Source organism: Zhongshania sp. (assembly GCF_047636175.1).
Classification (GTDB): domain Bacteria; phylum Pseudomonadota; class Gammaproteobacteria; order Pseudomonadales; family Spongiibacteraceae; genus Spongiibacter.
In genome coordinates this window covers 15,801-27,369 of record NZ_JBLIKC010000035.1, presented here as the reverse complement: position 1 = coordinate 27,369, position 11,569 = coordinate 15,801, and the positions used below count along the sequence as shown (strand labels likewise).

Annotated in this window: 12 protein-coding genes; 7 read left to right on the top strand and 5 right to left on the bottom strand. The window is 48.1% G+C overall.

Annotated elements, in window-relative coordinates; translation table 11 throughout:
• Nucleotides 1–1,799, bottom strand: a 1,799-nt coding sequence (locus tag ACI955_RS16035; RefSeq protein ID WP_415244752.1) for a B12-binding domain-containing radical SAM protein, incomplete at its 3' end; no start/stop codon positions are given.
• A gap of 215 nt (nt 1,800–2,014) precedes the next feature.
• Between ACI955_RS16035 and ACI955_RS16030 the strand changes: the two genes are divergently transcribed.
• Nucleotides 2,015–2,440, top strand: a complete 426-nt coding sequence (locus ACI955_RS16030) for an SRPBCC family protein (RefSeq protein WP_415244751.1) — start codon at nt 2,015–2,017, stop codon at nt 2,438–2,440.
• 41 nt (nt 2,441–2,481) lie between these two features.
• Here the strand turns inward: ACI955_RS16030 and ACI955_RS16025 are convergent, their stop codons facing one another.
• Entirely contained in the window at nt 2,482–3,750 is a 1,269-nt protein-coding gene (locus ACI955_RS16025; protein ID WP_415244750.1) for a CinA family nicotinamide mononucleotide deamidase-related protein, read from the bottom strand.
• A gap of 150 nt (nt 3,751–3,900) precedes the next feature.
• Here ACI955_RS16025 and ACI955_RS16020 point away from each other — a divergent pair, with 150 nt between their 5' ends.
• Entirely contained in the window at nt 3,901–4,281 is a 381-nt protein-coding gene (locus ACI955_RS16020; protein ID WP_415244749.1) for a hypothetical protein, read from the top strand.
• A gap of 247 nt (nt 4,282–4,528) precedes the next feature.
• Here ACI955_RS16020 and ACI955_RS16015 read toward each other — a convergent pair whose 3' ends face one another.
• Together ACI955_RS16015 and ACI955_RS16010 are read right to left on the bottom strand one after the other, a co-directional pair.
• Nucleotides 4,529–4,762 carry a DUF2789 domain-containing protein gene (locus ACI955_RS16015; protein WP_415244748.1) on the bottom strand — a complete coding sequence of 78 codons (234 nt, stop codon included), beginning with the start codon at nt 4,760–4,762 and terminating at the stop codon, nt 4,529–4,531.
• 88 nt (nt 4,763–4,850) lie between these two features.
• Nucleotides 4,851–5,624, bottom strand: a complete 774-nt coding sequence (locus ACI955_RS16010; RefSeq protein WP_415244747.1) for a glucose 1-dehydrogenase — start codon at nt 5,622–5,624, stop codon at nt 4,851–4,853.
• Nucleotides 5,625–5,754: 130 nt separating this feature from the next.
• Between ACI955_RS16010 and ACI955_RS16005 the strand changes: the two genes are divergently transcribed.
• Complete coding sequence (locus tag ACI955_RS16005) at nt 5,755–6,195, top strand: hypothetical protein (RefSeq protein ID WP_415244746.1); 441 nt, start codon at nt 5,755–5,757, stop codon at nt 6,193–6,195.
• Nucleotides 6,196–6,278: 83 nt separating this feature from the next.
• Here the strand turns inward: ACI955_RS16005 and gltA are convergent, their stop codons facing one another.
• On the bottom strand, nt 6,279–7,562 hold the full coding sequence (gene gltA, locus ACI955_RS16000; RefSeq protein ID WP_415244745.1) for a citrate synthase: 1,284 nt from the start codon (nt 7,560–7,562) through the stop codon (nt 6,279–6,281).
• 526 nt (nt 7,563–8,088) lie between these two features.
• On the opposite strand from gltA, the gene sdhC reads away from it, so the two are divergent.
• From sdhC to ACI955_RS15980, 4 genes are read left to right on the top strand one after another with little or no spacing between them, the layout of a single operon-like run.
• Complete coding sequence (gene sdhC, locus ACI955_RS15995) at nt 8,089–8,463, top strand: succinate dehydrogenase, cytochrome b556 subunit (protein WP_415244744.1); 375 nt, start codon at nt 8,089–8,091, stop codon at nt 8,461–8,463.
• Complete coding sequence (gene sdhD / locus ACI955_RS15990; RefSeq protein WP_415244743.1) at nt 8,457–8,825, top strand: succinate dehydrogenase, hydrophobic membrane anchor protein; 369 nt, start codon at nt 8,457–8,459, stop codon at nt 8,823–8,825. Before sdhC ends, sdhD begins: the two co-directional genes overlap by 7 nt.
• A gap of 3 nt (nt 8,826–8,828) precedes the next feature.
• A complete protein-coding gene (gene sdhA / locus ACI955_RS15985) occupies nt 8,829–10,601 on the top strand; it encodes a succinate dehydrogenase flavoprotein subunit (RefSeq protein WP_415244742.1) in 1,773 nt (590 codons plus the stop codon).
• A gap of 17 nt (nt 10,602–10,618) precedes the next feature.
• The gene (locus ACI955_RS15980) at nt 10,619–11,335 is read left to right on the top strand and encodes a succinate dehydrogenase iron-sulfur subunit (RefSeq protein WP_415244741.1); all 717 of its coding nucleotides are present in this window, start codon (nt 10,619–10,621) and stop codon (nt 11,333–11,335) included.
• The last annotated feature ends 234 nt before the right edge of the window (nt 11,336–11,569 follow it).

Sequence of the window (11,569 nt, the reverse complement as noted above, 5' to 3'; positions counted from 1 at the left end):
ACACCGCCTGGACTTTTTATACAAAGGGTTTGACTGATCTCTATGCTTAGATCCTCGGCGTTTGGAATGCTTAGGCAATCCAATGCCGCCTTGCTACTCATGGCATCGAAATTAAACGCATAGTCGACTTCTGTCGCGTCGCCACAACGTGGCGATAAGGCCTGATCTAGGGCGAGAATGCGACGGCTTGCTGCGGTTAAAGATGTGTTGCCGCCGCGCTCTAGATAATCAATGATTTCTGATTCTAGCAGGCGATAAAGTCGCTGCGGTTCTTTTAATATGGTGGTAAATATCGTCGCTCTATTTTCATAGACGGTCATACGCTCTTGTAGCGCAAGGCTAGGCATTTCACTTTGATACTCTGCGCAAACTGCTCGTAGTAATGCCCGGAGCAGTGGCGCTGTAGTGATACCGTCGTGCAATGCTAGATAGCGAATGGTCAGCGGAATAAGGTGACCATGAGCAAAAAGAATGTGGGCGGTAATGAGGAAATACCCTTCAATACCTTCATCGCGGTTAAAGGTGTGACAGGCAACAACATATTCTCCCTTTGCCTTGCCATAACCCGCCACGGGAATAGTTTCAATTTTGTATTCCTCGCGTTTTCGATAAAATTCCGTGCCTGGCAGCAAGGTGTAGGCGAAGATATTGAGGTTGGGAAAGGTCTTCAGTAGTTGGTCTAGATTGTTTTCGAAATCAGCAAGGTTGTCACCGGGAAGTCCCCAAATAAGCTCCGCTGCAATAGGTACTCCCTCCGCTGCCATTTGACGAGCTATCGGCTCATATTTGTTCGCCGCCATATTCTGTCGATTACTAAGCTCAAGAGCCAAGGGCGTGAGTGTTTGAAGTGCTAATTGGTAATGAGGTAATAATCCATTGTTATGCAATAGCAGAACAATTTCCTGCACCCGCGGGCTATGCTTTTTTGACCACGAGGTGGCAAAGCTGCTGGGCAGTCCGGTTTTTTCTTTTAGCTCACAAATCAGCTGGGCTTTTTCTAGATCTTCTTTAAGGGCGCCAAAATTTGAATCGGCAAGCCAGATATCTTTTATACCAGCGTCGACGATTCTGTGCCAATCACTGCGAACTCTGTCCATTGAAAACTGATACATTTTAGATCCAATGGCGCCGGTCCCCCATTCGCAGAATGCACATTTGAAGGGACAGCCACGACTGGTTTCATAAGATATCGAGTCATAGAGTGGCTTGCCATTGGCATCGCTTAGTTCAATGGCATCTAGCGGCGACGGAAGTTCGTCTAGGAATTTTCTCCGTTGGCGCTCGGCCGTTTTTTGAATGCTGCCGCTTTCTAAATAGGTGATGCCGTTGATCGACGGCCAGTTACTAGGGAGTGGGCCATCCAAAATTTCTTTAAATGTTGTTTCACCTTCACCAAGAATAATAATATCGATAGGGTCTTCACCCAGATAGTCTTCGGCCTGCTGCACGTGCGGGCCACCCGCGATACAAAGCACGTCAGGGCATTCAGATTTAATCTGATGAATAAGATCGAGAAATTCAGCGGCGTTCCAAGTGTACATGCTAAACCCTATTACCGCTTGCTGGCCGTTTTTAAGAGCCTCACTTATCGCTGGTAAATAGATTTCTTGCCAAGATTTTTGCCAATCGGCGATGGCGGTTTCGTCTTTAAAATGGACCAGTTCAATCTGGTATTGATCACTGCAAATGCCGTATTTTTGGTAATAGGCTTTTAAGCCTCCGGTTGTTGTTGGCGCAGCCCAAAATTGATCTGAATCCATACTGAAGAGCAGTACAGGTGTGGCAGATAAAGCCTTCATAACGTTGTTCCGGACGGGCGCTGCATTATTGCTATGCAGTTTTACGTTAATGGTTTGTTACTTGATTAAAGAGTAGCAGTCTTTAAAGAAGGCGCCAATTAGCGATTGTTTATATTGCTAAAAGTTTATAGTGGCTAGGCCGTTCGGGTGAGGTTAGGTTTTTATTGATAGGGCATCATGCCCCACACAATGATAATGATGAGGCAGTGACTATTATGGTTGAAACGCATTTAGCCCGAGAGTTTAATGTTCCCGCCGCCAAGGTTTGGGCTTTGTTGGAAGACTTTGGAGACCTCAGTTGGGCGCCGGGAATAGACAAAATCGAATTGCTTGGCAGCGGTGTTGGTATGACGCGGCGTTTGCATATCAAAGGCATGGATCCAATCGATGAGGTCTTGACTGCGCAAGATGTATCGACAATGAGTTTCTCATACAATATTCCGCGCGGTGTTCCTATGCCTGTCAGCGATTACTCAGCCAATGCAAAAGTGACCGAACTCGACGGCGCTCGCAGTCGTGTCGATTGGTACGGCCGGGCAGAGCCAAAGGGCGTACGTGATGACGAGGCTGTAGCGATGATCAACGGCGCGTATCAAATGCTGTTGCAGTGGCTTGATGACGCTCTTGCAGCCAAAGCTTAAAGCCAATGGATAGCGCGTATCAATGCGCTAGCTTATATCTACTAGGCCCTGCTACGCGTCATGAGTTCCGGTAAGCCGGGGATCTCTAATATATGGCGGCGAAGTAAATCTAAGCCTAGGGCTGTAACTAAGGTTTGAAATAAGCTGCGGTCCACCGGCAAGAAGAATTTTTTAACCCTCAGGTCGTCTTGGCTGCCCCAGGCAATCCATACCGTGCCTACCGGTTTATCTTCGCTGCCGCCATCGGGTCCGGCAATGCCAGTGACGGCAACCACTAAATCGCTGCCCAGCGCCAGTAGTGCGCCGTGTGCCATTTGCCTTACAACCACTTCACTAACTGCGCCATGGCTAGCCAAGCTCGATTCCGACACCGCCAAAAGTTGCTGCTTTATGGCGTTGGAATAGCTAACAATACCGCCGGGGAATACCGTGGACGAGCCCGCGACGCTGGTGAGTTCGGCAGCGATTCGTCCACCAGTGCATGATTCTGCCGTGCCAAGGCTTAAATTTTTCGCCTTGGCGGCGGCAATTACCACCTGCGCCAGGCTTAAAGGCATATCGCCAAGCAAGTGGTCATCTATTAATTCGATGATCTTGCCGCGCCATTCATTGATCTTTTCGGCGGCATTTTTGCCTCGGGTTGTGAGCTTTACCTCGAGTACCGGCATGGAGGCGCGAAAGCCAAGTTCAACATCTTCTGGCCAATCAGGATAACGCGTATTAACCTTTTCCTGTATGGACGACTCACCGAGTCCGAAAACAGCTAAACGCTGAGTTTGTATGTAGTCAGAGGCAAATCGGGCGTCTAGCAGTGGGATAATTTCATCCCTCATCATGGTACGTAATTCACTGGGGACCCCGGGCGTGGCGAGCACAAGACAACTGCCTATTTTTAGTCGTATGCCCACCGCGCTGCCTCGGGAGTTGGCAATAATGCTGCAGCCCTTGGGCAGCATGGTTTGCTTAAGATTGGCGGCATTTAAGCGAAAACCTCGTTGCTCGCACCACTGCGTTAAATGGGTGAGAGCATCAGGATGCTCGGTGATGACGTTTCCTGTAGCGTTTGCCAGTGCGAGTGAGGTCATATCATCTACAGTGGGGCCGAGGCCGCCATTAATAATGAGGACGTCGCAGTCGCTAGCCAAATTGCGAATTTGATTTTCAAGTGTGGGGAGGTCATCACCTACGGTGGTTTTTCTGTCAATACGCCAGCCGTAGTTGGTGATGAGCTCTGCGATCATGGCTGAGTTGGAATCTATAGTATCGCCGGCCATCAGTTCATTGCCGGTAAGGAGTAACTGCAGTTTCATTTTTTTGATGGTATCCCGAAGCTGAAAGAGTGGTGCTTATTAGCTGTTGTACAGAAAAATTGAAGCCTATGTTTCCTTGCCATAGCATAGTAATGTCTTTAGCCATTAAGCTCTAATTTTTTGTGTGTTTGCCTTAGGTGGGAGTACAAAATGAAATCTTCACTTGGTGTTTTGCTCGCGGCAGTCATTGTTGTAAGCTTGACGAGCTTTGAATACTGGCAGTATCGGGATCAACAAGCCTATCGCCAAGGCTTAAATGCCCAGTTAACTGACTTGTCGGCGCGACTTAATAGTATAGAAGCACGTATTGATATTGCCAAAGACCAGATCGATAAAATTCAGCAAAACTCCTTGGGTGGCTTGCTAGAAAGTTCCAATAATGCCTTAATTGAAGTCTGGTCAGCCATGATTAATTCGGTGGAAAAGGAGCTGGAGCGCGCCAAGAAGGGGATTGCCAGGCCGCCTCGAGCAGCCCAGCCTAACTCGCCATCTGCATATCCCGCGCCCAATAATGGAGCCGGGCCGTTATAAGACGAGACATTAGCAATGCCTGAAATCAAACGGCCAGTTCAAACAATAGAAGTCAATTATGTCTGCGATAAGTGTGGGCACGGTATGATGGTTAGTGCGGGAGACATGAACCCCAGTACGGGGGAGACTCCGCATAAGTGCATGATTTGTAGTCATCAACAGATGTTTAAGTGGGTATCCTACCCTAAAATTACTTATGTGGGTCTGGATGAGGGTAATGGCTAGCAGTGTGCGGTCATTGCCTGCGCTAATAGCGCAGGCGTGCATCTAGTTCATCAACTAGCTCTGCCCACTCAGCATCAATATCCAAGGATTCTTTTAAAAAACTTGCTTGTGCTGGTTTCCAAAAGCTCGCTTCATGTATTAGCAAGTCTCTGGGCAGTGGTCGGTGGCGTACAATGAAGCGTTCAACTTCTTTATCTTCGCTTGGCAGGCCAAGCTGGTCAAAGAGTAGATTCATTGTATGTAGATCGGTGTCCATTGGGTCCTCCGCAGATAAAATCGTGATCACAGTGCTAATATAGAAGACTCTTTGTTAGCTTTCCAGTGTTTGTTTGCTAGCATTTATATCAAGAGCTTGGCAGCATGCTTAGTCTGAGGCCCGCTTGCCAGCCGCCATCGACAAGAAATTCCGCGCCGGTGGAGTAGCTGCTTTCGTCTGATGCCAAAAATAAAGACATATTGGCGACTTCTATCGGCAGCCCTACCCGCGGTAAGGCATGATTCACATAGAATTCATTATCCTGTTCAGAGGGTTCAGTTTGTCCCTCAGCGCCGTGCATGGCGGTAAATATTCCGCCGGGATGTACAGTATTGACCCGAATATTGTAGGGCCCCAGTTCAATTGCGGCAGATTTTGTCAGGCCTCGCACCGCCCACTTGCTGGATACATAAGCAGATAAACCATTTTTAGCTTGCAGACCGTCGATGGATGAGATGTTAATTATCGAGCCGCCACTGGCCTTTTTCATTGGTGCAATAGCCGCGCGAATACCGAGGTAGGTGCCTAGCTGATTAATTTTTATAACCCGCATGTAATCGTCGGCATCGGAGTCGGCAATAGAGGCTGCGTGTAAAATAGCAGCGTTATTAACGACGATATTCAGCGGTCCGAATACCTCTGCGGCGCTTATGAGCTTTTGCCAGTCTGCCTCGCTTGAAACATCGGCGTGAACATATCGTGCGTTACTACCCAGTGATTCAGCAAGTGTTTCACCCGCATCATCAAGAATATCTGCGAGGACAACCTTGGCGCCATGTTCAATAAATAGTTTGGCAGTGACGGCGCCCATGCCGCGTGCGGCGCCAGTAATAATAGCTACTTTGCCGGCGAGCCTACTCATGTGATCTCCCTAGGGTTGTTGTCGCATAAAACTAACACTGCCAGCCAATGTATACGTGACTTTTTTCCTTCGCTATTGTCCAATCGGACTAGGCAAGTGCGCTGGTATTTGAATCAGGTGATTTCTAAGTATGATTTATCGTTCGTGTAGTGTGATTTTAATTTGCTCAACGCTTATTGCTTGCGGTGACAAAGTTGAGCGCAGCCGGACAGTGCCGGTGTCGAATGTGGGCTCTGCAAATACTGCGAGCGTGGTCGACAGTGCGATGCCGGCTGAGCAGTCGGCATCAAAAACTGGCGGAGCGACAGCGCCTAGCAGCTCGCAGGCGTTGGATTTGAGTCTGCCGGCCGGCGTTCACGGTGACGTGCCCGATATGATTAGTTCTGGCAAAGGTCGATACGGTGTTGAGGCTTGGTTTGACCAAAGTTCAAGAAATGAGGAGCGGCGTTTTAAAATGAAAACCAAGCTGTTGATGAAAGAGGGCGCTGAATTCGATAAAAACAGCGATATTAGTAGTTATAGAAAGTCGGTAGATGGCGCTGAGATGGGATTTGAGTATAAAACGCGCTAGGCCGTGTACAGCAAATTCTGCACGTAATTACAGTTGCTGATCTGAGAATTAAAAAAGGCCGCATCAGCGGCCTTTTTTAATTTCTAGCGTTTATCTAATGGCACAAAATCTCGCTGCACTGGGCCTGTATAAAGTTGGCGAGGACGACCAATTCGGTAGCTGCCACTAATCATTTCATTCCAGTGGGCTATCCAGCCTGGAGTGCGACCCAGTGCGAAGATAACGGTGAACATACTGGTTGGGATGCCAATAGCCTTGAGAATAATACCTGAGTAGAAATCGACGTTCGGGTATAGCTTTCTATCAATAAAGTATTGATCTTCAAGTGCGATTTGCTCCAGGCGTTTAGCAATGGCCAATAGTGGGTCATTTTCTAAGCCTAGTTCAGCCAACACTTCATCAGCCGCTTGCTTCATGACTTTGGCGCGCGGGTCAAAGTTTTTATAAACGCGGTGACCAAAGCCCATTAGGCGGAATGGATCATCCTTGTCTTTTGCTCTAGCCACGAACTCGTCTATGCGTGAGGCATCGCCAATTTCATTGAGCATGTCTAATACTGCTTCGTTGGCGCCGCCGTGGGATGGTCCCCAAAGGGCAGCAATACCCGCAGAGATACAGGCAAATGGGTTTGCACCGGTAGAACCGGCAAGGCGTACAGTTGAAGTTGACGCGTTTTGTTCGTGATCTGCATGCAGGAGGAAGACTTTGTCCATTGCCTTGGCGAGCACAGGATTTACTTTATCTTGCTCACAGGGATTGCCGAACATCATGTGCAGGAAGTTCTCTGAATAGCTCAAATGATTCTGCGGGTACATGAACGGTTGGCCAATGGTGTACTTATACGTCATCGCCGCCAAGGTCGGCATTTTTGCGATTAGGCGAATTGCAGAAATTTCACGGTGCTTTTCGTCTTTAATATCCAGCGAGTCGTGATAAAACGCTGACAGAGCGCCTACTACGCCACACATGATAGCCATGGGATGAGCGTCGCGACGGAAGCCTTTGAAAAAGGTGCTCATTTGGTCGTTGACCATGGTATGCATTCGAACTTTACTAACAAATTTGTCTTTTTGCTCTGCGTCTGGAAGTGCGCCGTACAATAAAAGATAACAGGTTTCTAGGTAGTCAGAGTGTTCGGCTAGTTGCTCTATAGGGTAGCCGCCGTGCAACAGAATCCCTTTATCGCCATCAATATAAGTGATTTTTGATTCACAGGCAGCGGTAGAGACAAAGCCGGGATCGTAAGTGAAGTATCCGTTACCTGTCAGGGCGCTGACTTCGATGACGTCGGGACCGATGGTGCCAGAGTGGACTTTAAGGTCCAGCGTTTTTCCATCGATACTCAGAACTGCTTTCTTATCGCTCATTGGGACGGGCTCCTGTTACTTTTTAACATAGCTTGTGGCGTTAGGTTCCCGTGTCTAGCATCTGACAAGGTATTGCCAAGAGTAACAACGGGAAGATCCGCATTCGCGGGAGTGACAAATATAGAGAGCTAAAATGTTTTGTCAACAGTGAATACATTTTAGCCTGCAATTGGCTTGGATGGAATTCTAAATGTTGAGTGTCGGTGAGTTTTTATGATTTTTACATGAATGTGGACCATTTTTTGTGCACCACAAGGCTCTGAACTAAGGATTTATACGGACCCATAATGGCTCGAATTTATCCTATTAAGCTCTTGATACCGGAGTTTATTGGGGCCCTTTTGCGGATGTTTAAGCGTTTGTAATTGCACTTCGATGGTCCTATAATGCCGGCGTTTCGCTGGGAGTTTAATGCTCCTGCTGATAATGAAGCGATGCCGGATTGGAGAATTCGGTATGTGATTGATCCACTCCCTTTAAACCGCTCGTAGTACATGGGCCTGAAATTAAAAGTGTGGCAAAAACCGTGAAAGATAAACGACCTGTAAATTTGGATCTCGGCACAATTTCGCTGCCGATTACCGCATATACCTCTATTTTGCATCGCGTCAGTGGTGTAACTCTTGTAGCAGGTGTTGCCCTGCTGTTTTGGTTCCTAGGTACAAGCTTGGATGGGCCCGAGGGCTTTGAACAGTCGAAGGCATATTTAGCATCCTTCTGGGGCAAGTTAAGTATTTGGGCTGTTTTAATTGCATTAAGTTATCACGCTTCCTCTGCCGTCAAACATTTGGTAATGGATGCCGGCATCGGTGAAACGATGAAAGGTGGTGAGACTGGTGCTAAGTTAGTCTTTGCCGCTACGGCGATGTTAGTTGTGCTCTCGGGGTTGTGGATATGGTAGATTCAGTAACGAATTTTGGGCGCAGTGGTTTGTCCGACTGGCTAGTTCAGCGGGTTTCCGGTGTGATACTGCTGGCGTATATGCTGGTGGTTGTTTTTTATCTGCTGGTCAGTGGGTCAGATCTGACCTACACGCAGTGGAGTGCATACTTCGACAGTACCTTCATGCGTGTATTTAGTACCGCAGCAGTATTGTCCATCGTTTCTCATGCTTGGATTGGACTGTGGGCAGTCTCTACCGATTATCTAACTGAGCGACTATTGGGCGGTCGAGGCACAGTATTGCGCTTGGCATTTCAGGCAGCTTCGGCTGTTGTTTTGTTTACGTACCTCGTTTGGGGAATCCAGATTCTTTGGAGTTAAGTAATGGCTAATATTCGTACTATTTCTTTTGATTCTGTCATTGTTGGCGGCGGCGGTGCTGGTATGCGCGCTGCACTGCAACTGGCGCAGTCAGGCTACAAAATAGCAGTAATTTCAAAAGTTTTTCCGACTCGTTCACACACGGTTTCTGCTCAGGGCGGTATTACTTGCGCAATCGCCAGTGACGATCCTGATGATCAGTGGCAGTGGCATATGTATGACACCGTCAAAGGCTCGGATTACATCGGTGATCAGGAAGCTATTGAATACATGTGTAAGGTTGGTCCTGAGGCTATTTTTGAGTTGGACCATATGGGTTTGCCGTTTTCGCGTACTGAAGAAGGCCGTATTTATCAGCGTCCCTTTGGCGGTCAGTCGAAAGCGTTTGGGGAAGGTGGTCAAGCGTCTCGTACCTGTGCAGCGGCAGACCGAACTGGCCATGCACTGCTGCATACTCTTTATCAAGGTAACTTGAAACACAAAACCGTATTTTTCAATGAGTGGTACGCCACTGATTTAGTGAAAAACGAAGATGGCGCAGTCGTGGGCGTTATCGCCATCTGTATCGAGACTGGCGAAGTTGTCTATGTCAAATCCAAGGCAACAGTATTTGCCACTGGCGGCGCTGGTCGAATTTATGCGTCGACTACTAACGCCCATATTAATACCGGTGACGGAATTGGTATGGCACTGCGCGCGGGTTTCCCAGTGCAGGATATCGAGATGTGGCAGTTTCACCCCACAGGTATTGCGGGTGCAGGCACATTAGTGACAGAAGGTTGCCGCGGTGAAGGTGGTTATCTAGTCAATAAAGATGGCGAGCGCTTCATGGAGCGCTACGCGCCCAATGCCAAAGACTTGGCTGGTCGCGACGTTGTTGCTCGCTCAATGACGTTGGAGATTTTGGAAGGTCGCGGCTGTGGCCCCAATGGCGATCACGTGTTCCTAAAACTTGACCATCTTGGCGAAGATGTATTGGAAAGCCGTTTGCCGGGTATTTGTGAATTGTCACGTACCTTTGCCCACGCTGACCCAGTTAAAGAGCCGATTCCAGTTGTGCCTACTTGTCACTACATGATGGGTGGTATTCCGACCAACGTGAATGGTCAGGCGCTTACTATTGATGCAGATGGTAATGATACGGTGATTCCGGGTCTTTACGCTTGTGGCGAAGTCGCCTGTGTATCTGTTCACGGCGCGAATCGTCTCGGCGGCAACTCGTTGCTCGACCTAGTGGTGTTTGGTCGTGCCTCTGGCATCTTTATTGAGCAGGCTCTGCGCGAAGGTATCGACCTGCGCGACGCTTCTGAAGCTGAGATTGAACATGCTGTTTCACGCCTTGATCGAATTAATAACGCGACAGGTGACGAAAAAGTTGCTGATTTGCGTAAAGAGTTACAGGGTGTGATGCAGAATTACTTCGGTGTATTCCGCCGCGGTGACTTCATGAAAGAAGGCGTCAAAAAGCTCCATGATCTGCGTGGTCGTATTGAGAATACCAAGCTGGAAGATAAGAGCAATATATTCAATACCGCGCGTATTGAAATACTTGAATTGCATAACTTATTAGAAGTTGCCGAGGCTACTGCAATTGCTGCAGAGGCGCGGACGGAAAGTCGCGGTGCCCACGCTCGCGACGATTTCCCTGATCGCGATGATGTGAATTGGCTGTGTCATTCGGTTTACTTCCCGAAAGACAAAACCATTGCCAAGCGAGCGGTTAACTTTACGCCTAAAACGCTCGAAGCTTTTGCACCAAAAGTTCGTACGTACTGATTCAGGAGAAAACAGATATGTTGAAAGTCAGTCTCTATCGATACAATCCTGAAATAGATCAGGAACCGTATATGCAGGAAGTTGAAGTCGATACCGGTGGCAAGGACATCATGGTATTGGACGTACTTGAGCTCTTAAAACGCAACGATGCTTCGTTGACTTACCGTCGTTCGTGTCGTGAGGGCGTTTGTGGCTCGGATGGCATGAATATTAATGGTAAAAACGGTTTGTCGTGCATTACGCCAATTTCAGAGGCGCTGAAAAATGGCAGAGGTGGTAATAAGCTTGTGCTGCGCCCGCTGCCAGGCTTGCCGGTAATTCGTGACCTTGTCATCGATATGACGCTTTTCTATAAGCAGTACGAGAAGATCAAGCCATACTTGCAAAACAATACGCCAGCACCTGGCATCGAGCGTCTCCAGTCTCCTGAAGATCGTGCTAAGTTAGATGGTTTGTACGAATGTATTCTTTGTGCGTGCTGTTCAACCGCTTGCCCATCCTTTTGGTGGAACCCGGATCGTTTTATTGGTCCAAGTGGTTTGTTGCAAGCGTATCGCTTTTTGGCGGACAGTCGCGATACAGCAACTGAAGAGCGCTTGAATGATCTTGATGATCCGTTCAGTGTATTTCGTTGCCACGGCATCCAAAACTGTGTCAATGTTTGTCCTAAGGGTTTAAATCCGACAAAGGCGATTGGTCACATTCGGACTATGTTGCTAAGCAGGGCAACGTAAATATTCTCTCGGCTTAGGCCGAGAGATAAAACTCTGCATAAAGTTAATCCTAAAGCGCTGCTGACTAGCAGCGTAAAATAAAATATAATTCTGTGCTTACCAGCGCTATACAAGTGTGAAAACGCACAGTAGGGAAGCGCCTTGTCTGTGGTGCAAGTCGGTTCTGCAGCGTACACTGAACGCTGCAAGGACATACCAGGTGAGAATTGCCTTATCGGGCAATAACTATTCGCG